Annotated in this window: 5 protein-coding genes; 4 read left to right on the top strand and 1 reads right to left on the bottom strand. The window is 59.5% G+C overall.

Annotation, left to right across the window (positions count from 1 at the left end; all coding sequences use genetic code 11):
- Positions 1-95: 95 nt before the first annotated feature.
- Positions 96-18,995, bottom strand: coding sequence for a retention module-containing protein (locus tag HU719_RS12915; protein WP_217843716.1), 18,900 nt, complete (start codon positions 18,993-18,995; stop codon positions 96-98).
- Positions 18,996-19,347: 352 nt separating this feature from the next.
- Between HU719_RS12915 and HU719_RS12910 the strand changes: the two genes are divergently transcribed.
- The 4 genes from HU719_RS12910 (at position 19,348) to HU719_RS12895 (ending at position 25,532) form a co-directional block, all read left to right on the top strand.
- Positions 19,348-20,685 carry a TolC family outer membrane protein gene (locus HU719_RS12910; RefSeq protein WP_186521028.1) on the top strand — a complete coding sequence of 446 codons (1,338 nt, stop codon included), beginning with the start codon at positions 19,348-19,350 and terminating at the stop codon, positions 20,683-20,685.
- 45 nt (positions 20,686-20,730) lie between these two features.
- Positions 20,731-22,887 carry a type I secretion system permease/ATPase gene (locus HU719_RS12905; protein ID WP_186521029.1) on the top strand — a complete coding sequence of 719 codons (2,157 nt, stop codon included), beginning with the start codon at positions 20,731-20,733 and terminating at the stop codon, positions 22,885-22,887.
- The gene (locus HU719_RS12900; RefSeq protein ID WP_186536725.1) at positions 22,877-24,253 is read left to right on the top strand and encodes an HlyD family type I secretion periplasmic adaptor subunit; all 1,377 of its coding nucleotides are present in this window, start codon (positions 22,877-22,879) and stop codon (positions 24,251-24,253) included. The genes HU719_RS12905 and HU719_RS12900 overlap by 11 nt, the downstream gene beginning before the upstream one ends.
- A gap of 379 nt (positions 24,254-24,632) precedes the next feature.
- The gene (locus tag HU719_RS12895; protein WP_186536726.1) at positions 24,633-25,532 is read left to right on the top strand and encodes a TauD/TfdA dioxygenase family protein; all 900 of its coding nucleotides are present in this window, start codon (positions 24,633-24,635) and stop codon (positions 25,530-25,532) included.
- Positions 25,533-25,551: the final 19 nt, after the last annotated feature.

Below are 25,551 nucleotides of genomic sequence, written 5' to 3'. Positions count from 1 at the left end.
CGCAGCCCCGGCGCGCGAGTATGCGCGTCAAGCGATGAGCGGGAAAGCCCAACGCCCCGCTGGCGGCCGGTAAAGGCCGCCAGCGGGAACGAGGGTCAGTTGTTGTCGATCTTGATGGTCGGGTCGGCACCGCTGATCAACGAGTTGATCGTGGTGTTGGACCAGTTGACCCCTTCAAGCTTGATGGTCACGTCGGCATTGCCAAGGCCGCCAGCGGCGTTTAGCTTGCCTTCAGTGCTCACCTGCAGGGTCGATTCGCCATTGACCGTGGTGATCTTCAGGTAGTTGTCGATGGTGCTGGCCTTCTCGCCCTGCAGCAGGTCGCTGAGGTCGAGGCGGTCGCCTTCCTTGACGTTGAAGTCCTTGATCACGTCGTTGCCCAGGTCACCGGCCTTCCACACGAAGGTATCGGCGCCGCTGCCACCGGCCATGATGTCGTTGCCTTTGCCGCCGATCAGGGTGTCGTTGCCGGCACCGCCAAACAGCAGGTCATTGCCTTCGCCACCGATGAGGATGTCGTTGCCGCTACCGCCCAGCAGGATGTCGTTGCCCTTGCCACCATCGATGTAGTCGTTGCCGCCCTGGCCAAAGATGATGTCGTCGCCAGCACCGCCAAGCAGGGTGTCGGCACCGTCATTGGTGCGCGACACGTCGAACTCGGTGTAGTGCTCGCTGACGTACTTGTGCATCGCCCGCGCATCGACATCGCCCGCGTCCACGCCCAGCTTGCCCGCCACATAGGCCTGGATAGCTTCTACGCCAGTACCGGCGATGCCATCGAAGGTCACCAGGTCGCCGAAGATGATGTCATTGCCATCACCGCCGCTGACCGTGTCGTTACCCGGCAGCGTGGCTTCGGTGTGGCCGAGGATGGCCTCGGCCAGTTTGCTCGGGTCGATGTTGGTCTGGGTCACGCCATCGGAGTCGTACGGCTTCAGGTCGCTGGCCTTGACGTCGCCGTTCAGCCCGATAGCCTCGACGTTGGACAGCCCCGAGAGCAGCTTGAAGCTGTCCAGAGAGTTGCTCAGCGTTGCCGAGTCAGTGCTGCTGCCAGTGCCGGCCAAGGTCGACACCTCGAAACCACCATTGCCTTCGGAGTGGATGACCCCAGAGCCGAAGTTGTACCAGCTGTTGCCATACTTGTACTCAACCTTCAAGTTGCCGTTGGCATCGATGGTAGCGCGGGTATAGGCGTCCACCGCACCGCGGTAGACGGTATCACCCAGCTTGTAGTTGATCGACGACAGGTAGCCGTCCAGCGTCGAGCCGTTGTAGCCCAGGGCCGGGTTGGTGGACTCGTTGGCCTGGTAGTAGGTCGGCTGGCCGTCGGTGATGAAGAACGTCTGGTTCTTGCCGGTGCTGCCGGAGTTCTGCAGGTTCTGGAACCAGTTGGCCGTGGTCTTGAAGGCGTCCTCGTAGTTGGTACCGCCGCCGGAGGTGAGTTTGCCGAGCGCATCGATCAGCGTCTGCAAGCCACCGTTGTTGAGGTTGACCGAGATGGACGTCTTGACCTGGGTGGCGAAGTCCACCAGCAGGATGTTCACGGTACCCGACTGGTCGCCCTTGACGCTGGCGGCCAGGGTCTTGAACACCGACTCCAGGGATTTCTTCGCCGCATCCACACCGCTCGAACCCATGCTGCCGGAGGTGTCGACGATGAACGCCAGGTTGTAGTCCTTGCCCGGTACCACGTGCAGGCCATTGACGTCGGCGACGACGATATCGTTGCCGTCGGTGCCGCTGAAGTTGTCGGAACCCGAGGTCAGGTTGCTGGTGGTGTAGGTTTGCGGGTAGACGGTGACCTTGATGCTGCCTTCAGTGGTGGCGGTGCTGCCGCCAACGCTTTCGGTGGCAGTCGAGGTGACCTTCACATCGAACTGGCCAGCGTAGTAGGCCGGCGGCTTGATGGTCAGGCTGCCCAGGTTCCAGCCAGTCACGTCCACAGCGGCGGTGCCGACGGTGAAGGTGTGGCCAGCGTTGTCAGCCACCACCGAGCCTGCCGGGATGCCGCTGAGCTTGACGCCCAGGGTCTCGGAGCCGTCGGTGTCGGTCAGGTTGGTGCTGATGCCCACCAGCTTGACCGGCGCGCCGTTCTCGCCGCCTTCGTTCATCTTGTAGCCGTCGTAGTAGCCCGTGCCGTTGCTGCCGTGCAGGTCGGAAACGGTCACACCGGCGTTGGCCAGCGCGGTGACGTTCGGGTACATCGGGATGTTGGCGCTGCTCAGGTCGGTGACCGGGCCGTTGCCTACCTTGATGTTGACGTCCAGGCTGCCAGGGCCGCTCTGGTTGGCGTTGTAGATTTCCAGGGTGTAGTAGCCGCTGGTGGTCGGCGTAAAGCTGCCGCTGATGGCACCGCTGTTCGAGCCCCAGGTGGCGCCGGCGACGTTCTTGCCACCCACGACGATCTGCAGGCTGTCATCGGCGGTGCCGCTGAAGGCGTAGGTCTTGCCCGCTTCCAGGTAGATCAGGCCGGAGGTTTTCGAGCCGGTACCGGCGGTCACGGAGGACGCGCTGTCGACGGTGGTGACCTGCTCGGTCTTGCCGGCGCTGCCGGAGTTGGCAAACACGTTTTTCAGGGTGTCGCCGGTGATGCCATTGCCGTTGGTACCCAGGCCGTTGAGGCTGGTCCAGGTTTCCTTGGTCAGGCCCAGCGAATTGACGTTGTTGTTGCCAATGCTCAGGTCTGGCTTGTCGGCCACCGGGGTGATGTCGACTTTCAAGGTCGACTCGCTACCGGCGTCCTTGCCATCGGTTGGCTTGTACTTGATCTGCGCGTAGTCGGCCTGCTTGTTGCCCACACCGGTGCCGCCATAGGCATCGACGCCAGACTGGTTGGCCAGCGGCACGAACTTGAGCTTGCCGGCAGCGATGTCGGCCTGGCTGATGGTCTGGCCCGCCTTGACGTCCACCCAGGTGTTGCCGCTGAGCAGCTTCAGCGTGCCAGCGCCTGGCAGTTGCGTGATGGTGACACCCAGGCTGCTGACCGGCGAATCGACGTCGCTGACGTTGAAGTTGCTCCAGTTCAGCACCAGGTCGGTGTCTTCGACGCCGGTCACGGCACCGCCAGTGCTGGTCGGTGCATCGTTGACCGCGATCACGTTGACCGTGGTGGTGGCGGTGTTCGAGGTGTTGACGCCATCGGTCACCGTCACCGTGATGATCCGCGGCGTAGTGCTCGGGTCTTCGCTGGTGTTGATGAAGGTGATGTTCTTGATCGCCTGGATGTAGTCAGCCAGCGACGCGGTGCCGCTGAGCACCAGGACCACTTTGCCTTCAGTGCTGTTGGCGTTGATGCTGATGCCATTGACGCTGTTGCCCAGGTTCAGCGCATCACCCGGCTGGCGGTTGGTGAGGATCACCGTGGCGCCAGTCAGTTGCGAGCTGTCGAAGTCGGTGATGGTCACATCGACGTCGCCGATCGACACACCGCTACCCGGCTGGTTCTCGGTGAAGGTGGTCTGGTAGTCGGCGCCGGTCTTGCCGCTGGAATCGTTGGCGTCCAGATCCAGCACCGGGGCTGGTTCGAAGATCTGCGTAGTGACGCTGCCGGCACTGCCGCTGACGTCGAGCTTCTCGAAGTTGCCACCGGTCGCCGAGTCGATCTTGACGGTGAAGTGCTCGGTGCCTTCGGTGATGTTGTCCTTGATCGTCGGGATGCTGAACTCGGCCTTGTCGCTGCCGGCCTTGATCACAACGGTGGCCACACCGGTGTAGTCCGCGCCATTGGTGGCGGTGCCGGAGTAGCTCAGCTTAACGGTCACATCGGTTTGAGCCTTGCTGGTCAAGGTCAGGGTGTAGGTGGCATTGCCGCCTTCAGCCACAGCAGTGGTGCCACCGATGCTCAGGGTGGTCGGGTTGATGGTGTCGGTCACCGCCGTTACTGCCGGGGTGCTGCTGACCACCAGGTTCTCGAAGTTGCCACCGGTGGTGCCGGTGATCTTCGCCGAAACATCCCCGGCATCGATGTACACATCATCCGCGGGCGCCGGCACGGTTATGGAACCTGTGGTCTTGCCCGCCTCGATGTTGATGACCGCGCCATTGCTCAGGGTCACGGTCATGGCGGTGCCGGCCTTGTTGGTCAAGGTGGCAACGTAGGTGATCTGGCCGCCTTCGGCAACGCTTGGCGTGGCGCTCAGTTTCAGGCCGGTGTCGTCGATGGTGTCGGTAACCTGGGTGACCGCAGGCGTGCTGCTGACCGCCAGGTTTTCGAAGTCGCCACCGGTGGTTTGCACCACGGTCACGCTGAGTTTTTCAGCATCGATATAAACGTCGTCGCTTGGCGCGTCGATGGTGATCTTGCCTTCGGACTGGCCTTTGGCAATGGTCACGGTTTCGCCGTTGCTCAGCTTGACGGTCATGTCGCTGCCAGCAGGGTTGGACAAGGTCACGGTATAGGTGATCTTGCCGCCTTCGGCCACGCTGCCTGGGGCGGTAACCGCCAGGGTGGTGGTGTCTTTGGTGCCTGGCACGTCGTTGACGACAGTGACCGGGCTGCCAGTGCTGACCAGCTTCTCGTAGTTGCCGCCCTTCATCTCGGTGATGCTGTTGTTGAGATTCGGGTTGGTGTTGTACGGGTTGTTTGGCGCGACGTAGTCCACGCTGCCGGTGGTCTGGCCGACCGGAATGGTGATCGACTGGCCGTTGGCGAGCTTCAGCACCAGGTCGCTGCCGGTGACTTTGTTGTCGACGGTGGCGGTGTAGGTGACGGTGCCGCCTTCGTTGACCGACGCGGTGCTGGCGGTCAGCTTCACGGTGCTGGTGTCGATGGTGTCGGTCACCTGGGTGACGGAGTAGGAACCATCGATCGCCAGCAGCTCGAAGTCACCCCCGGTAGAACCGTCGATCTTGGCCTGCACGGTGCCTGCATCGATGTACGGGTCATCCGCCGGGGCATTGATGGTGATCGCGCCAACAGACGCACCCTTGGCAATGGAGATGACCTCGCCATTGCTCAACTTGATGGTCATGTTGGTGCCAGCCGGGTTCGACAGCGTGGCGGTGTAGGTGATCTTGCCGCCCTCCTCGACCGACGGGGTCGCCGTCAGGGTCAGGGTGGTGACGTCCTTGGTGGCCGGGGTGTCGTTGACCACGGTGACCGGGCTGCCCGTGCTGACCAGCTTCTCGTAGTTGCCGCCCTTCATCTCGGTGATGCTGTTGGTGAGATTCGGGTTGGTGTTGTACGGGTTGTTTGGCGCTACGTAGTCAACGCTGCCGGTGGTTTGGCCGACCGGAATGGTGATCGACTGGCCGTTGGCAAGCTTCAGCACCAGGGCGCTGCCGGTGACGGCGTGGTCAACGGTTGCGGTATAGGTGATGGTGCCGCCTTCGTTGACCGAAGCGGTGCCAGTCAGCTTCACGGTGCTGGTGTCGATGGTGTCGGTCACCTGAGTGACCGCAGGCGTGCTGCTGACCGCCAGGTTCTCGAAGTCACCACCGGTGGTTTGCACCACGGTGACGCTGAGCTTCTCGGCGTCGATGTAGACGTCGTCAGCCGGCGCATTGATGGTGATCTTGCCTTCGGACTGGCCTTTGGCAATGGCGATTGTCTCGCCGTTGCTCAGCTTCACGGTCATGTCGCTGCCGGCCGGGTTGGACAAGGTCACGGTGTAGGTGATCTTGCCGCCTTCGGCCACGGTATCTGGCGCGGTGACGGCCAGGGTGGTGGTGTCTTTGGTGCCTGGCACGTCGTTGACGACGGTCACAGGGCTGCCAGTGCTCACCAGCTTCTCGTAGTTGCCGCCCTTCATCTCGGTGATGCTGTTGGTGAGATTCGGGTTGGTGTTGTACGGGTTGTTTGGCGCTACGTAATCCACGCTTGCGCTGGTTTGGCCGACCGGAATGGTGATCGACTGGCCGTTGGCGAGCTTCAGCACCAAGTCGCTGCCGGTGACTTTGTTGTCGACGGTGGCGGTGTAGGTGACGGTGCCGCCTTCGTTGACCGAAGCGGTGCCTACGGTCAGCTTCACGGTGCTGGTGTCGATGGTGTCGGTGACTTGGGTGACGGCTGGCGTGTTATCTACAACCAGCTTCTCGAAGTCGCCGCCAGTGGCTTTGTCCACAGTGACGCTGAGTTTTTCAGCATCGATGTAAACGTCATCAGCCGGGGCATTGATGGAGATGCTGTTCTCGGTCTGGCCTTTGGCGATGGTGATGGTTTCGCCATTGCTCAGCTTGATGGTGACGTCGCTGCCAGCCGGGTTGGTCAAGGTCACGGTGTACGTGATCTTGCCGCCTTCGGCCACGGTATCGGTCGCGGTCAGCTTCAGCCCGGTAGTGTCTTCAGTACCTGGACCTTGGGTCACGGAAGTAACTGGCTTACCTTCTCCGACGACTTTCTCGTAGTTACCACCCGTGATTTCAGTGATCGCGTTGCTCACGTCCGGTTTGGTCGTGTGGACGCTGTTCGGCACGGTGAAGTCCACCGAGCTCGAAGACTGGCCAACCGGGATAGTGATGGTCTGGCCGTTAGCCAGTTTCACTACCAGGTCGCTACCGGTAACTTCGTGGTTAACGGAGGCGGTGTAGGTGATGGTGCCGCCTTCGGCTACCGAGTTGCTACTGGCAGTCAGCGTGACAGTCGAAGTGTCGATGGTGTCAGTGACTTGGGTTTCCGCTGGATTCGGGTTGACTTCGAGCTTCTCGAAATCACCACCATCCACTTTATCCACAGTAACGCTGAGTTTCTCAGCATCGATGTAGACATCGTCAGCCGGCGCATCAATCGAGATGCTGTTTTCGGTCTGGCCTTTGGCAATGGTGATGGTTTCGCCATTGCTGAGCTTGATGGTTACGTCGCTGCCAGCCGGGTTCGACAAGGTGGCGGTGTAAGTGATCTTGCCGCCTTCAGCGACTTCGCCAGTGGCGGTCAGCTTCAGCTCGGTGGTGTCTTCAGTGCCTGGGCCCTGAGTTACGGAAGTAACTGGCTTGCCTTCACCGACGACTTTCTCGTAGTTACCACCCGTAATTTCGTCGATGCTGTTGCTTACGTCCGGCTTGGTGTTGTGGACGCTGTTCGGCACGGTGAAGTCCACCGAGCTCGAAGACTGACCAACCGGAATGGTGATGGTCTGGCCGTTGGCCAGTTTCACGACCAGGTCGCTACCGGTAACTTCGTGGTTCACGGAGGCGGTGTAGGTGATAGTGCCGCCTTCGGCTACCGAGTTGCTGCTGGCAGTCAGCGTGACAGTCGAAGTATCGATGGTGTCAGTGACTTCAGTAACGGCTGGGGTGTTATCCACAACCAGCTTCTCGAAGTCGCCACCAGTGGCTTTATCCACAGTGACGCTGAGTTTTTCAGCGTCGATGTAGACGTCATCAGCCGGGGCATCAATCGAGATGCTGTTTTCGGTCTGGCCTTTGGCAATGGTGATGGTTTCGCCATTGCTCAGTTTGACAGTGACATCGCTACCAGCTGGGTTGGTCAAGGTCACGGTATAAGTGATCTTGCCGCCTTCGGCCACAGTATCGGTCGCGGTCAGCTTCAGCTCGGTAGTGTCTTCAGTGCCTGGACCTTGGGTCACGGAAGTAACAGGCTTACCTTCGCCAACAACTTTCTCGTAGTTACCACCAGTGATTTCAGTGATCGCGTTGCTCACGTCCGGTTTGGTCGTGTGGACGCTGTTCGGCACGGTGAAGTCCACCGAGCTGGAAGACTGACCAACTGGAATAGTGATGGTCTGGCCGTTAGCCAGTTTCACTACCAGGTCGCTGCCGGTGACTTCGTGGTTTACCGAAGCGGTGTAGGTGATGGTGCCGCCTTCGGCTACCGAGCTGTTGCTGGCGGTCAGGGTCACCGTCGAAGTATCGATGGTGTCAGTGACTTGGGTTTCCGCTGGAGTCGGGTTGACTTCGAGCTTCTCGAAATCACCGCCATCCACTTTATCCACAGTGACGCTGAGTTTTTCAGCGTCGATGTAGACGTCATCAGCCGGGGCATCGATGGAGATGCTGCTCTCGGTCTGGCCCTTAGCGATGGTGATAGTTTCGCCATTGCTCAGCTTGATGGTGACGTCGCTGCCAGCCGGGTTCGACAGGGTGGCGGTGTAGGTGATCTTGCCACCTTCGGCCACGGTATCGGTCGCGGTCAGCTTAAGCTCGGTAGTGTCTTCCGTGCCTGGGCCCTGAGTTACGGAAGTGACTGGCTTACCTTCGCCAACCACTTTCTCGTAGTTACCACCGGTGATCTCAGTGATCGCGTTGCTAACGTCCGGTTTCGTGGTGTGGACGCTATTCGGCACGGTGTAATCAACCGAGCTCGACGACTGACCAACCGGGATAGTGATGGTCTGGCCGTTAGCCAGTTTCACAACCAGGTCGCTACCAGTCACTTCGTGGTTAACGGAGGCGGTGTAGGTGATAGTGCCGCCTTCGGCGACCGAGTTGCTGCTAGCAGTCAGGGTGACAGTCGAAGTGTCGATAGTGTCGGTGACTTGAGTTTCCGCTGGAGCCGGGTTGACTTCGAGCTTCTCGAAATCACCGCCATCCACTTTATCCACAGTGACGCTGAGTTTCTCAGCATCGATGTAGACGTCATCAGCCGGGGCATCGATGGAGATGCTGCTCTCGGTCTGGCCCTTAGCGATGGTGATAGTTTCGCCATTGCTGAGCTTGATGGTTACGTCGCTGCCAGCCGGGTTCGACAGGGTGGCGGTGTAGGTGATCTTGCCACCTTCCGCGACTTCGCCAGTGGCGGTCAGCTTCAGCTCGGTGGTGTCTTCCGTGCCTGGGCCCTGAGTTACCGAAGTAACTGGCTTGCTTTCGCCAACCACTTTCTCGTAGTTACCGCCAGTGATCTCGGTAATGGCGTTGCTCACGTCCGGTTTGGTCGTGTGGACGCTGTTCGGCACGGTGTAATCAACCGAGCTCGACGACTGACCAACCGGGATAGTGATGGTCTGGCCGTTAGCCAGTTTCACAACCAGGTCGCTACCAGTCACTTCGTGGTTAACGGAGGCGGTGTAGGTGATGGTGCCGCCTTCGGCTACCGAGCTGCTGCTGGCGGTCAGCGTGACAGTCGAAGTATCGATGGTGTCAGTGACTTGGGTTTCAGCCGGCGTCGGATTGACTTCGAGCTTCTCGAAATCGCCGCCATCCACTTTATCTACAGTAACGCTGAGTTTTTCAGCGTCGATGTAGACGTCATCAGCCGGGGCATCAATCGAGATGCTGTTTTCGGTCTGGCCTTTGGCAATGGTGATAGTTTCGCCATTGCTGAGCTTGATGGTTACGTCGCTGCCAGCCGGGTTCGACAGGGTGGCGGTGTAGGTGATCTTGCCGCCTTCAGCGACAGTATCGGTCGCGGTCAGCTTCAGTTCGGTAGTGTCTTCAGTGCCTGGGCCCTGAGTTACCGAAGTAACTGGCTTGCCTTCGCCAACCACTTTCTCGTAGTTACCGCCAGTGATCTCGGTAATGGCGTTGCTCACGTCCGGTTTGGTCGTGTGGACGCTGTTCGGCACGGTGAAGTCCACCGAGCTCGAAGACTGACCAACCGGAATGGTGATGGTCTGGCCGTTGGCCAGTTTCACAACCAGGTCGCTACCGGTAACTTCGTGGTTAACGGAGGCGGTGTAGGTAATCGTGCCGCCTTCGGCGACCGAGTTGCTGCTAGCAGTCAGGGTGACAGTCGAAGTGTCGATGGTGTCAGTGACTTGGGTTTCCGCTGGAGTCGGGTTGACTTCGAGCTTCTCGAAATCGCCGCCATCCACTTTATCCACAGTGACGCTGAGTTTCTCGGCGTCGATATAAACGTCGTCGGCTGGAGCATCAATCGAGATGCTGTTCTCGGTCTGGCCTTTGGCAATGGTGATGGTTTCGCCATTGCTCAGTTTGACAGTGACATCGCTGCCAGCTGGGTTGGTCAAGGTCACGGTGTAGGTGATCTTGCCGCCTTCAGCCACAGTATCGGTCGCGGTCAGCTTCAGTTCAGTAGTGTCTTCAGTGCCTGGACCCTGAGTTACGGAAGTAACTGGCTTACCTTCGCCGACGACTTTTTCGTAGTTACCGCCAGTGATCTCGGTAATGGCGTTGCTAACGTCCGGCTTGGTCGTGTGGACGCTGTTCGGCACGGTGAAGTCCACCGAGCTCGACGACTGACCAACCGGGATAGTGATGGTCTGGCCGTTAGCCAGTTTCACTACCAGGTCGCTGCCGGTGACTTCGTGATTAACCGAAGCGGTGTAGGTGATGGTGCCGCCTTCGGCAACCGAGTTGCTGTTGGCAGTCAGCGTGACAGTCGAAGTATCGATGGTGTCAGTGACTTGGGTTTCAGCCGGCGTCGGATTGACTTCGAGCTTCTCGAAATCGCCGCCATCCACTTTATCCACAGTAACGCTGAGCTTCTCGGCATCGATGTAGACGTCATCAGCCGGGGCATCAATCGAGATGCTGTTCTCGGTCTGGCCTTTGGCAATGGTGATGGTTTCGCCATTGCTCAGTTTGACAGTGACATCGCTGCCAGCTGGGTTGGTCAAGGTCACGGTGTAGGTGATCTTGCCGCCTTCAGCGACTTCACCAGTGGCGGTCAGCTTCAGTTCGGTAGTGTCTTCAGTGCCTGGGCCCTGAGTCACAGAAGTGACCGGCTTACCTTCACCAACAACCTTCTCGTAGTTACCGCCAGTGATCTCGGTAATGGCGTTGCTAACGTCCGGCTTGGTGTTGTGGACGCTATTCGGCACGGTGAAGTCCACCGAGCTCGAAGACTGACCAACCGGGATAGTGATGGTCTGGCCGTTGGCCAGTTTCACTACCAGGTCGCTGCCGGTTACTTCGTGGTTTACCGAAGCGGTGTAGGTGATGGTGCCGCCTTCGGCGACCGAGTTGCTGCTGGCAGTCAGGGTGACAGTCGAGGTGTCGATGGTATCAGTGACTTGGGTCTGGGCTGGAGTGCCGTCGACAACCAGCTTCGCGAAATCACCGCCCGTAGTTTTGTCTACAGTGACGCTGAGTGTTTCAGCGTCGATGTAAACGTCGTCAGCCGGCGCATCGATGGAGATGCTGTTTTCGGTCTGGCCTTTGGCAATGGTGATGGTTTCGCCATTGCTCAGCTTGACGGTCATGTCGCTGCCAGCTGGGTTGGTCAAGGTCACGGTGTAGGTGATCTTGCCGCCTTCAGCGACAGTATCGGTCGCCGTCAGCTTCAGCTCGGTGGTGTCATCGGTTGCTGGGTTACCAATGACAACCGTAGTCGGTTTGCCTTCCCCTACCACCTTCTCGTAATTACCACCGGTTATCTCGGTAATGCTGTTGCTTGCGTCCGGCTTGGTCGCATGGACAGTGCTCGGCACGGTGTAATCCACCGAGCTCGACGACTGGCCTACTGGAATAGTGATGGTTTGGCCGTTAGCCAACTTCACAACCAGATCACTGCCGGTCACTTCGTGGTTAACCGAAGCGGTGTAAGTGATGGTGCTGCCTTCGGCAACTGGACCATTGCTGGCAGTCAGGGTCACCGTCGAGGTATCGATAGTGTCGGTGACGTCAGTAACGGCTGGAGTTTTATCCACAACCAGCTTCTCGAAGTCGCCGCCGTCAGCCTTATCCACAGTGACGCTGAGTTTTTCAGCATCGATGTAAACGTCATCAGCCGGGGCATTGATGGAGATGCTGTTCTCGGTCTGGCCTTTGGCAATGGTGATGGTTTCGCCGTTGCTCAGCTTGATGGTCACATCGCTGCCAGCTGGGTTCGACAGGGTGGCGGTGTAGGTGATCTTTCCGCCTTCAGCGACTTCACCAGTGGCCGTCAGCTTCAGTTCGGTGGTGTCTTCGGTGCCTGAGCCCTGAGTTACCGAAGTAACTGGCTTACCTTCGCCGACGACTTTTTCGTAGTTACCGCCAGTGATCTCGGTAATGGCGTTGCTAACGTCCGGCTTGGTGTTGTGGACGCTGTTCGGCACGGTGAAGTCCACCGAGCTCGACGACTGGCCAACTGGGATGGTGATGGTCTGGCCGTTGGCCAGTTTCACCACGAGATCGCTACCGGTCACTTCGTGGTTAACGGAGGCGGTGTAGGTGATGGTGCCGCCTTCGGCTACCGAGCTGCTGCTGGCGGTCAGGGTGACAGTCGAAGTGTCGATAGTGTCGGTGACTTGGGTTTCAGCTGGAGTCGGATTGACTTCGAGCTTCTCGAAATTACCGCCATCCACTTTATCCACAGTGACGCTGAGTTTTTCAGCATCGATATAGACGTCATCAGCCGGAGCATCGATGGAGATGCTGCTCTCGGTCTGGCCCTTAGCGATGGTGATAGTTTCGCCATTGCTGAGCTTGATGGTTACGTCGCTGCCAGCTGGGTTCGACAAAGTGGCGGTGTAGGTGATCTTGCCACCTTCCGCGACTTCGCCAGTGGCGGTCAGCTTCAGTTCGGTAGTGTCTTCCGTGCCTGGGCCCTGAGTTACGGAAGTGACTGGCTTACCTTCGCCAACCACTTTCTCGTAGTTACCACCGGTGATCTCAGTGATCGCGTTGCTAACGTCCGGTTTCGTGGTGTGGACGCTATTCGGCACGGTGTAATCAACCGAGCTCGACGACTGACCAACCGGGATAGTGATGGTCTGGCCGTTAGCCAGTTTCACAACCAGGTCGCTACCAGTCACTTCGTGGTTAACGGAGGCGGTGTAGGTGATAGTGCCGCCTTCGGCGACGGAGTTGCTGCTAGCAGTCAGGGTGACAGTCGAAGTATCGATGGTGTCAGTGACTTCGGTAACGGCTGGGGTGTTATCCACAACCAGCTTCTCGAAGTCGCCACCAGTGGCTTTATCCACAGTAACGCTGAGTTTTTCAGCGTCGATGTAGACGTCATCAGCCGGGGCATCAATCGAAATGCTGTTCTCGGTCTGGCCTTTGGCAATGGTGATGGTTTCGCCATTGCTCAGTTTGACAGTGACATCGCTGCCGGCTGGGTTCGACAAAGTGGCGGTGTAGGTGATCTTTCCGCCTTCAGCGACTTCACCAGTGGCGGTCAGCTTCAGTTCGGTGGTGTCTTCGGTGCCTGGGCCCTGAGTTACCGAAGTAACTGGCTTACCTTCGCCAACGACTTTCTCGTAGTTACCACCAGTGATTTCAGTGATCGCGTTGCTCACGTCCGGTTTGGTCGTGTGGACGCTATTCGGCACGGTGTAATCAACCGAGCTCGACGACTGACCGACCGGAATGGTGATGGTCTGGCCGTTAGCCAGTTTCACGACCAGGTCGCTACCAGTCACTTCGTGGTTTACCGAAGCGGTGTAGGTGATGGTGCCGCCTTCGGCGACCGAGTTGTTGCTGGCGGTCAGGGTGACAGTCGAAGTGTCGATAGTGTCAGTGACTTGGGTTTCCGCTGGAGTCGGGTTGACTTCGAGCTTCTCGAAATCGCCGCCATCCACTTTATCCACAGTGACGCTGAGTTTTTCAGCATCGATGTAGACGTCATCAGCCGGGGCATCAATCGAGATGCTGTTTTCGGTCTGGCCTTTGGCAATGGTGATGGTTTCGCCATTGCTGAGCTTGATGGTCACATCGCTGCCAGCCGGGTTCGACAAGGTGGCGGTGTAGGTGATCTTGCCACCTTCCGCGACTTCGCCAGTGGCGGTCAGCTTCAGCTCGGTGGTGTCTTCAGTGCCTGGGCCCTGAGTTACGGAAGTGACTGGCTTACCTTCGCCAACCACTTTCTCGTAATTACCACCCGTAATTTCGTCGATGCTGTTGCTAACGTCCGGCTTGGTGTTGTGGACGCTGTTCGGCACGGTGAAGTCCACCGAGCTCGAAGATTGGCCAACTGGAATAGTGATGGTCTGGCCGTTGGCCAGTTTCACTACCAGGTCGCTGCCGGTTACTTCGTGGTTAACGGAGGCGGTGTAGGTGATAGTGCCGCCTTCGGCAACCGAGTTGCTGCTGGCAGTCAGCGTGACAGTCGAAGTATCGATGGTGTCAGTGACTTGGGTTTCAGCCGGCGTCGGATTGACTTCGAGCTTCTCGAAATCGCCGCCATCCACTTTATCTACAGTAACGCTGAGTTTTTCAGCGTCGATGTAGACGTCATCAGCCGGGGCATCAATCGAGATGCTGTTTTCGGTCTGGCCTTTGGCAATGGTGATGGTTTCGCCATTGCTGAGCTTGATGGTCACATCGCTGCCAGCCGGGTTCGACAAGGTGGCGGTGTAGGTGATCTTGCCACCTTCCGCGACTTCGCCAGTGGCGGTCAGCTTCAGCTCGGTGGTGTCTTCCGTGCCTGGGCCCTGAGTTACCGAAGTAACTGGCTTGCCTTCGCCAACCACTTTCTCGTAGTTACCGCCAGTGATCTCGGTAATGGCGTTGCTCACGTCCGGTTTGGTCGTGTGGACGCTGTTCGGCACGGTGAAGTCCACCGAGCTCGAAGACTGACCAACCGGAATGGTGATGGTCTGGCCGTTGGCCAGTTTCACGACCAGGTCGCTACCAGTCACTTCGTGGTTAACGGAGGCGGTGTAGGTGATAGTGCCGTCTTCGGCAACCGAGTTGCTGCTGGCAGTCAGGGTGACAGTCGAAGTGTCGATGGTGTCAGTGACTTGGGTTTCCGCTGGAGTCGGGTTGACTTCGAGCTTCTCGAAATCGCCGCCATCCACTTTATCCACAGTGACGCTGAGTTTCTCGGCATCGATGTAGACGTCATCAGCCGGAGCATCGATGGAGATGCTGTTCTCGGTCTGGCCCTTAGCGATGGTGATAGTTTCGCCATTGCTGAGCTTGATGGTTACGTCGCTGCCAGCCGGGTTCGACAAGGTGGCGGTGTAGGTGATCTTGCCGCCTTCAGCGACTTCGCCAGTGGCGGTCAGCTTCAGCTCAGTGGTGTCTTCAGTGCCTGGGCCCTGAGTTACGGAAGTAACTGGCTTACCTTCGCCAACCACTTTCTCGTAATTACCACCCGTAATTTCGTCGATGCTGTTGCTAACATCCGGCTTGGTGTTGTGGACGCTGTTCGGCACGGTGAAGTCCACCGAGCTCGACGACTGACCAACCGGAATGGTGATGGTCTGGCCGTTAGCCAGTTTCACCACGAGATCGCTACCGGTAACTTCGTGGTTAACGGAGGCGGTGTAGGTAATCGTGCCGCCTTCGGCGACCGAGTTGCTGCTAGCAGTCAGGGTGACAGTCGAAGTGTCGATGGTGTCAGTGACTTGGGTTTCCGCTGGAGTCGGGTTGACTTCGAGCTTCTCGAAATCGCCGCCATCCACTTTATCCACAGTGACGCTGAGTTTCTCGGCATCGATGTAGACGTCATCAGCCGGAGCATCGATGGAGATGCTGTTCTCGGTCTGGCCCTTAGCGATGGTGATAGTTTCGCCATTGCTGAGCTTGATGGTTACGTCGCTGCCAGCCGGGTTCGACAAGGTGGCGGTGTAGGTGATCTTGCCGCCTTCAGCGACTTCGCCAGTGGCGGTCAGCTTCAGCTCAGTGGTGTCTTCAGTGCCTGGGCCCTGAGTTACGGAAGTAACTGGCTTACCTTCGCCAACCACTTTCTCGTAATTACCACCCGTAATTTCGTCGATGCTGTTGCTAACATCCGGCTTGGTGTTGTGGACGCTGTTCGGCACGGTGTAGTCCACCGAGCTCGACGACTGACCAACTGGGATGGTGATGGTCTGGCCGTTAGCCAGTTTCACTACCAGGTCGCTGCCGGTTACTTCGTGGTTCACCGAAGCGGTGTAGGTGATGGTGCCGCCTTCGGCAACCGAGTTGCTGTTGGCAGTCAGCGTGACAGTCGAAGTGTCGATGGTGTCAGTGACTTCGGTAACGGCTGGGGTGTTATCCACAACCAGCTTCTCGAAGTCGCCACCAGTGGCTTTATCCACAGTGACGCTGAGCTTCTCGGCGTCGATGTAGACGTCATCAGCCGGGGCATCAATCGAGATGCTGTTCTCGGTCTGGCCTTTGGCAATGGTGATGGTTTCACCATTGCTCAGTTTGACAGTGACATCGCTGCCGGCTGGGTTGGTCAAGGTCACGGTATAGGTGATCTTCCCGCCTTCGGCCACAGTATCGGTCGCGGTCAGCTTCAGTTCAGTGGTGTCTTCAGTGCCTGGGCCCTGAGTTACGGAAGTAACTGGCTTGCCTTCACCGACGACTTTCTCGTAGTTACCACCAGTGATCTCGGTAATGGCGTTGCTAACGTCCGGTTTGGTCGTGTGGACGCTGTTCGGCACGGTGAAGTCCACCGAGCTCGACGACTGGCCAACCGGGATGGTGATGGTTTGGCCGTTGGCCAGTTTCACCACGAGATCGCTACCGGTCACTTCGTGGTTAACGGAGGCGGTGTAGGTGATGGTGCCGCCTTCGGCTACCGAGCTGCTGCTGGCGGTCAGCGTGACAGTCGAAGTATCGATGGTGTCAGTGACTTGGGTTTCAGCCGGCGTCGGATTGACTTCGAGCTTCTCGAAATCGCCGCCATCCACTTTATCTACAGTAACGCTGAGTTTTTCAGCGTCGATGTAGACGTCATCAGCCGGGGCATCAATCGAGATGCTGTTTTCGGTCTGGCCTTTGGCAATGGTGATGGTTTCGCCATTGCTGAGCTTGATGGTTACGTCGCTGCCAGCCGGGTTCGACAGGGTGGCGGTGTAGGTGATCTTGCCACCTTCCGCGACTTCACCAGTGGCGGTCAGCTTCAGCTCGGTGGTGTCTTCAGTGCCTGGGCCCTGAGTTACGGAAGTGACTGGCTTACCTTCGCCGACGACTTTCTCGTAGTTACCACCGGTGATTTCAGTGATCGCGTTGCTCACGTCCGGTTTGGTCGTGTGGACGCTGTTCGGCACGGTGTAATCCACCGAGCTCGACGACTGGCCAACTGGAATAGTGATGGTCTGGCCGTTGGCCAGTTTCACTACCAGATCGCTGCCTGTCACTTCGTGATTAACCGAAGCGGTGTAGGTGATGGTGCCGCCTTCGGCGACCGAGTTGTTGCTGGCGGTCAGCGTGACAGTCGAAGTGTCGATGGTGTCAGTGACTTGGGTTTCCGCTGGAGTCGGGTTGACTTCGAGCTTCTCGAAATCGCCGCCATCCACTTTATCCACAGTAACGCTGAGTTTTTCAGCGTCGATGTAGACGTCATCAGCCGGAGCATCGATGGAGATGCTGTTTTCGGTCTGGCCTTTGGCAATGGTGATGGTTTCGCCATTGCTCAGCTTGATGGTTACGTCGCTGCCAGCCGGGTTCGACAAAGTGGCGGTGTAGGTGATCTTGCCACCTTCAGCGACTTCGCCAGTGGCGGTCAGCTTCAGCTCGGTGGTGTCTTCAGTGCCGGGGCCCTGAGTTACGGAAGTAACTGGCTTACCTTCGCCAACGACTTTCTCGTAATTGCCACCCGAAATTTCGTCGATGCTGTTGCTTACGTCCGGCTTGGTGTTGTGGACGCTGTTCGGCACGGTGAAGTCCACCGAGCTCGACGACTGGCCAACTGGGATGGTGATGGTTTGGCCATTGGCCAGTTTCACCACGAGATCGCTACCGGTCACTTCGTGGTTAACGGAGGCGGTGTAGGTGATGGTGCCGCCTTCCGCTACCGAGTTGCTGCTGGCAGTCAGGGTGACAGTCGAAGTGTCGATAGTGTCAGTGACTTGGGTTTCCGCTGGAGTCGGGTTGACTTCGAGCTTCTCGAAATCGCCGCCATCCACTTTATCCACAGTGACGCTGAGTTTTTCAGCGTCGATATAAACGTCGTCAGCCGGTGCATCAATCGAGATGCTGTTCTCGGTCTGGCCTTTGGCGATGGTGGTGGTTTCACCATTGCTCAGCTTGATGGTTACGTCGCTGCCAGCCGGGTTCGACAAGGTGGCGGTGTAGGTGATCTTGCCACCTTCCGCGACTTCGCCAGTGGCGGTCAGCTTCAGCTCGGTAGTGTCTTCAGTGCCTGGCCCCTGGGTCACGGTGGTAACCGGTTTGCCTTCACCAACGATCTTCTCGTAATTGCCGCCGCTAATCTCCGTAATGCCGTTGCTGACATCAGGCTTGGTCGCATAAATGCTGTTCGGCACTGTGTATTCAGCGGTGCCGGACGACTTGCCCACCTCGATGGTGACGGTCTGCCCGTTGGCCAGTTTGACTACCAGGTCGCTACCGGTCACCGGGTTGTTCACCGACACGGTGTAGGTGATCACGCCACCCTCGTCGACGCTCGGCGTTGCGGTCAGCGTGGCGGTGGTGGTGTCGATGGTGTCGGTGATCTGGGTCACCGCAGGGGTCGGGTCGATGGTGACGATCAGGCCGGTGCCGCCGCTGGTGCCGGTGATGTGCGCGGAAAGCTCGCTGGCGTCGATGTACGGCGTGTCGTTAGGGGCGATCTCGACGTTTACGGTGCCGCTGGTCTGGCCCGGGGGGATCACAATGACGGCGCCGTTGGACAGGGTCACGGTCAGTGCGCTGGTCGGCGCCTGGCCAACGGTTGCGGTGTAAACGATAACGCCACCCGCCTCGGTAATCGAAGGGGTGGCGCTGAGTACGACATCGGTCGGTACCGGCGGGGGCGTGACCGCGGTGGCGCCAGCAGCGGCAGTGGTGGTGTCCTGCCCGCCGATTTCCAAAGTGTTCAGCCCAGTGGCAAAGCCAATCGGGGCAGTCTGGAAGCCGATGGTCGGGTCGACCACACCAGCCGTCTCTTCAAGCAGCACGAAGCTATGGCCGCCGCCAACCGCACCGCCGCTGCCTGCCGCGGTCGGGCCGGCGGCGGTAGCTTCAAGGTCGGTAGTCGGGTCAGCACCGGCGGCGATGGCTTGCTGCAGCTCTTCGACCGAAGGCGCGGCCTCGGCACTGGCCAGGCTCAGGTCGGTGCTGCTGTCGGGCGCATCGGCGCTCCATTGCGAGTCACGACCGAGGTCGAGCATGCGGCCATCGGCCAGTTCCAGAGTGACTGCGCCGCCAGCGCCGGTCTCTACGTGCTCCCCTGCGAGCAGGCGATCGCCTTCGATCAGAACGCGCCGGATGCCTTCAGGGGATACTGCGAAAACTTGGCCAACAATGCTTTTGACGATGGCGACAACAGTGCTCATTGGAATCTCCGGACTTACCGTTCAGTTTGGCTTCCATGCCCGGCCAACACGCGCTGGCGGCGACTGATGGAATGTTACGAAAATGTTTGTTGACGCCTGAAAGCGTCAAATTTACGTCTATAACTTCTGGCGATTAACTTTATGCCAAACTATTGACCTTCTGCCTGCCATCCTAAACAATCGGCACGGTAATGTCACATTGATATTTGGCCCTAAACAGCCCTTTCTTTCGTATTAATCGCACTGCCTTTTCGCAAGCGTCCTACCCACGGAAACGGGGTTGTCATTTTCCAGGGCGGGAGCGGGCTCGGTCGTGATTTACGACAACAGCACTCTCGGGAAACCAGCACAAATGCGCGCGTCACTGTTTATCGCTATCCCTTTCACCCTTGCCGCCTCGTTCGTACAAGCACAATCCTTGCCCGAAGCCATGCAAAAGGCCCTGGAAGTGCACCCGGAAATCCAGGCCGGGGTCAACGCCCGTACCGCTGCGGACTATCAAGTACGCGCCGCCCAGGGCGGTTACCTGCCCAAGGTCGACCTGACAGCCGGTTATGGCCGCGAAGGCAGCGACACCCCAGGCACTGGTAACCGCTGGGAGACCCTCAACCGAGGCGAGTCAGCAATCCGTCTGCGCCAGATGGTTTTTGACGGTTTTGCCACCTCCAGCGAAGTCGGGCGTCAACGCGCCACCGCCAATGCCCGCGCCTATTCCCTGCTGGGTACCTCCGAGCGCACCGCGCTGAATGTGGCCCAGGTCTACCTGGATGTGCTGTCGCGCCGCGAGATGGTGCGCCTGGCCGAAGAGAACCTGCGCAACCACGACCGTATCCTTGACCAGATCAAGCTGCGTACCGCCCGTGGCGTAGGCCGCATGGCCGACCTCGACCAGGCCGAAGCGCGCCAGGCCCAGGCCCGCAACAACCTGATCACCGAGCAAACCAACCTGGCCGACGCCAACACCAACTACCTCAGCGTGGTTGGGCAAATGCCGGACGAGCTAAGCACACCTGCGCCGTTTGTCGACTTGCTGCCAGCAACCCTGGATGAAGCCCGTCACCAGCTGATCGAGGAGAGCCCGATTCTGCGTTCTGCCGAATCCGACATCGCCGCTGCCGAGAAGCAGTACGATGCCGCCAAATCGACCTTCTATCCGCGTTTCGATATAGATGTCGGCCGTACTGCCGATAACAACCTTGACGGCACCGTCGGCCATAACAATGAATGGCAGGCTATGCTGCGCATGAACTTCAACCTCTATAACGGCGGCAGCAACAAGGCCGACCTGGAGTCGAAGTCGTACCTGGCCAACCAGGCGCTGGATATCCGCAACAACGCCCTGCGCCAGCTCAACGAGGAACTGGGCCTGGCCTGGAACGCCATGGACAACGCCAACGCGCAGTTGCCGATTGCCCAGCAGTACGTCGATCACAGCGTCAAGGTGCGCAGCGCCTACCAGCAGCAGTTCGGCCTGGGTGAGCGCACCCTGCTCGACTTGCTCGACAGTGAAAATGAAACCTTCACCGCCCAGCGTCGTCTGGTGGAAGTGAAGAACATACAAATGTTTACTCAGTATCGAATCAAGGCGACCATTGGCCAACTGCTCAGAAGTCAGGGTGTCGTAGCACCGCTGGCGACCGTTGTGCAGAACGATTTGAAACCCAAGGTGAACCTGCCAGGCATGAACTGATGGCGCACCTTGGCAAACCCCCGCAAGGATGAAAGAGAGCGCCGCGTGGAATCCGAAGTCAGTCGAGTCCAACTCAGCCACGATCCACGCAGTCAGCATGACGATCCGTTACTGGATAGCCTGCTGACCCTGTGTGTCCTGCACCAGAAGCCGGCCAGCCGGGCCATGCTTACCACTGGCCTGCCGTTGCCATCCCAACGCCTGAACATCGAGCTGCTGCCCCGTGCAGCGGCCCGTGCCGGGCTGCAGGGGCGGTTGCTGCAACGCAAGCTGGAGCAAATCCCCAGCATGGCCATGCCGGCCATGCTGCTGCTCAAGGAAGGCCGCAGCGCCATCCTGGTGGGCTGGGAAAACGACGACACCGCGCGCCTGCTGCTCAGCGAGAGCGATGGCGGTGAAGTGCTGATCAGCCGCGAGGCCCTCGAAGGCGACTACACCGGCAAGGTGTTCTTCGCCCAGCCCCAGCACAAGTACGACGTCAACCACGGCAACCTCATTCCGCGCGTGAACTCCTGGTTCCGCGACACCCTGATGCGCAGCAAATGGCTGTACATCGACGCCATCGCGGCGAGCCTTGTGATCAACCTGATCGCCATGGCCGCGCCCTTGTTCGTGATGAACGTGTATGACCGCGTAGTGCCCAACCAAGCCACCTCGACCCTGTGGGTGCTGGCTGTCGGCATTGTCGGCGCGTATATCTTCGACCTGATTCTCAAGGGTTTGCGCAGCTTGTGCCTGGACCTGGCGGGCAAGAAGACCGACCTGATCATCTCGGCCACGCTGTTCGAACGTATCGTCGGCATGTCGATGAAGCACCGCCCGGCGCGGGTCGGCAGCTTTGCGCAGAACATCCACGAATTTCAGGGCCTGCGCGATTTTCTCGCCTCGCTCACCCTCACCAGCCTGATCGACCTGCCGTTCACCATTCTGGTGCTGGTGGTCATCGCCATTATTGGCGGGCACCTGGTGTGGATCCCGGTGCTGGCCTTCCCGCTCGCGCTGGGCATTGGCTATGCCCTGCAGAAGCCGCTGATGGCCACCATGGAACGCACCATGGCCCTGGCCTCGGAGCGCCAGTCGAGCCTGATCGAGACCCTCGCCGGTCTGGATGCGGTGAAGGTCAACAACGCCGAAAGCGAGCGCCAGTACATGTGGGAGCAGACCCTCGGCACCCTCAGCCGCCTGGAGCTGCGGGTCAAGGTGCTGTCGGGCCTGGCCATGAACATCACCCTGCTGATCCAGCAACTGGCGGGCGTGGCGATGATCTGCGTCGGCGTGTACCTGATCATCGACGGCAACCTCAGCATGGGCGGCCTGGTGGCTTGCTACATGCTCAGCGGCCGTGCCCTTGGCCCGCTGGGCCAGCTCAATGGTTTGCTGGCCCGCTACCAGCAGGCCAAGGTGACCATGGTGTCGACCAACCAGATGATGGAGCTGCCGCAAGAGCGCAACTTCGATGAACGCCCGCTGAGCCGCCAGGTGCTGCAGGGCGCGGTGGAATTCCGCGGCGTCGAGTTCACCTACCCCAACCAGCAGAACCAGGCGCTCAAAGGCATCAACCTGACCATTCGCCCGGGCGAGAAGGTCGGCATCATTGGCCGCAGTGGCTCGGGCAAAAGCTCGCTGGCCAAGCTAATCGTCGGCCTTTACGAGCCGGACAACGGCTCGCTGCTGGTCGATGGCGTGGACATCCGCCAGATCGACGTCAGCGAGCTGCGCCACAACATCGGCTACGTGCCCCAGGACATCCAGCTGTTGGCCGGCACGCTGCGCGACAACCTGGTCAGCGGCGCCCGCTACATCGAAGACGAGCTGATTCTGCAAGCCGCCGAGCTTGCCGGCGTGCATGAGTTCGCTCGCCTGCACCCCGATGGCTACGAGCTGCAAGTCGGCGAGCGTGGGCAGAACCTCTCCGGCGGCCAGCGCCAGAACGTTGCCCTGGCCCGGGCGCTGCTGCTCAACCCGCAGATTCTGCTGCTCGACGAACCGACCAGCGCCATGGACAACACCGGCGAGGAGCGCCTCAAGCAGCGCCTGGCCGCCGTGGTCGAGGGCAAGACCGTACTGCTGGTCACCCACCGCGCCTCGTTGCTGTCGCTGGTGGACCGGTTGATCGTCATCGATCGTGGACAGATCGTCGCGGATGGCCCGAAAGCCGCCGTCATGGATGCGCTGAAGAAGGGGCAGATCAGTGTTGCATAAGCTCGATATAGGGCGTTTCAAGGACAACCTGCGCCGCTACTTCAAGGGCTCCGAGTCGCTGGCCGGGCAACCGCTGCCCGAGGTCAACAAGGCGCTGATCGAAGATGCGCCGCGCATCGTACGCCTGACCATCTGGGGCATCATCGCGTTCTTCGTGTTCATGATCATCTGGGCCAGCGTTGCGCCCATCGATGAAGTGACCCGCGGGGAAGGCAAGGCCATCCCGTCGTCCAAGGTGCAGAAGATTCAGAACCTCGAGGGCGGCATCGTCGCCCAGATCTACGCCAAGGAAGGGGAAATCGTCGAAATCGGCCAGCCCCTGCTGCGCCTGGATGAAACCCGTTTTGCCTCCAACGTCGACGAGTCCGAGGCCTCGCGCCTGGCCATGGCCTTGCGCGTGCAGCGCCTGAGCGCCGAGGTGGACGACCAGCCGCTGCAAATCGACGAAGAACTGCGCAAGGCAGCCCCAAGCCAGGCGGCCAGCGAACAGTCGCTGTACATCAGCCGTCGTCAGCAGTTGCAGGATGAGATCGGCGGCCTGCAGCAGCAATTGGTGCAAAAGCAGCAAGAGCTGCGCGAGTTCAACTCCAAGCGCGCCCAGTACGCCAACAGCCTGCAGCTGCTGCGCCAGGAGATCTCGATGTCCGAGCCGCTGGTGGCGCAGGGTGCCATTTCGCAGGTTGAAGTGCTGCGCCTGCGCCGCGCCGAGGTCGAGACCCGTGGCCAGATGGACTCCACCGCGCTGGCCATTCCGCGTGCAGAAGCTGCGATCAAGGAAGTGCAGAGCAAGATCGAGGAAACCCGTGGCAAGTTCCGCAGCGAAGCGCTGACCCAGCTCAACGAGGCGCGCACCGAGCTGAACAAGGCCACCGCCACCAGCAAGGCGCTGGACGACCGGGTTACCCGCACCATGGTCACCTCGCCGGTACGCGGCATCGTCAAGCAGCTGCTGGTGAACACCATCGGCGGCGTGATCCAGCCGGGCAGTGACATCATCGAGGTGGTGCCGCTGGATGACACCTTGGTGGTGGAGGCGAAAATCCTGCCCAAGGACATCGCTTTCCTGCACCCCGGCCAAGAGGCCACGGTGAAGTTCACCGCCTATGACTACACCATTTATGGCGGGCTGAAGGCCAAGCTTGAGCAGATCGGTGCCGATACCATCACCGACGAAGACAAGAAGACCACGTACTACCTGATCCGCCTGCGCACCGACAAAAGCCACCTGGGCACCGACGAGAAGCCGCTGCTGATCATCCCGGGCATGGTGGCGACGGTGGATATCATGACCGGCAAGAAGACCATCATGAGCTACCTGCTCAAACCGATCATGAAAGCCCGCAGCGAAGCCCTGCGCGAGCGGTGATGGCTGTTAGGCAGGCTGTGCAAGCCTGTCATGGCCTCATCGCAGGCTGGCGCCAGCTCCCACAGGGATTGGGGCCAGGCACCACTATCGCAGCTGACGCAGCCCCTATATCAAGGCTGGGCAAGTTCACTGTGGGAGCTGGCGCCAGCCTGCGATGAGGCCGGTGCAGGGTTACGCCGGCATCGTAAGCACACTTTCCTCACTACTATGCATATGCATTAAAGATATTTAAATTATCTTTCTTATGCACATATAGTCACCCCACTGCGTACCCGCTGACCAATCAGCGCGCCGCACGACTCGAACCCACACGGGTAAACCCCGTGCGTTTCTGAATCGTTGCGCGCCCTGAATGTCGCGCACTGCGTGGGAGTGAACAATGCCAGCCGCCTCGAACGCCTTGTCGAACATCGACAGCGCCCTGCCGCAAACCTTTGAAGTCCGCCCGTTCTCCGGTGCCGTCGGCGCCGAGATCATCGGCCTGGACCTGACTCGACCGGTCAACGCCGACGACTTCAGCCGAATTCACCGCGCCCACCTCGACCACCACGTCCTGGTGTTTCGCGACCAGCGCATCACCCCACAACAGCAAATCGACTTCAGCCGCCGCTTCGGCGAGCTGCAAATCCATGTGCTCAAGCAGTTTTTGCTGGCCGGCCACCCGGAAATCCTGATCGTTTCGAACATCATCGAAGACGGTCGCAACCTGGGCCTGGGCGATGCCGGCAAGTTCTGGCATTCGGACCTTTCTTATAAGGAGCTGCCCAGCCTCGGCTCGATGCTGCACGCCCAGGAACTGCCCAGCGAAGGCGGCGACACCCTGTTCGCTGACATGCACAAAGCCTGGGACGCCGTGCCCGATGCCCTGCGCAAGATCATCGCCGGGCGTGACGCCGCGCACTCCTACACCGCGCGTTACGCTGAAACCAAGTTCGCGGGCAACTGGCGCCCAACGCTCAGCGCCGAGCAACTGGCGCAGGTGCAGGAAGTCATCCACCCGGTGGTGCGCACCCACCCGGAAACCGGCCGCAAGGCGCTGTTCGTCAGTGAAGGCTTCACCACCCGCATTGTCGGCCTGCCCGACGACGAGAGCCGCGATGTGCTGCAGCAGCTGTACGCCCTGAGCGTGCTCGAACAGAACATCTACCGCCACCAGTGGCAGCCCCACGACCTGGTGTTCTGGGACAACCGCTCGCTGATCCACCTGGCCAGCGGCTGCCCGGCCCACCTGCGCCGCAAGCTCTACCGCACCACTATCCAGGGCGATGCCCCGTTCTGACTGACGACTGAAGGAACCC

This window comes from Pseudomonas farsensis (genome assembly GCF_014268805.2).
Lineage (GTDB): Bacteria > Pseudomonadota > Gammaproteobacteria > Pseudomonadales > Pseudomonadaceae > Aquipseudomonas > Aquipseudomonas farsensis.
The sequence above is the reverse complement of the archived record's forward strand: the minus strand, read 5'-3'. Positions and strand labels throughout refer to the sequence as shown.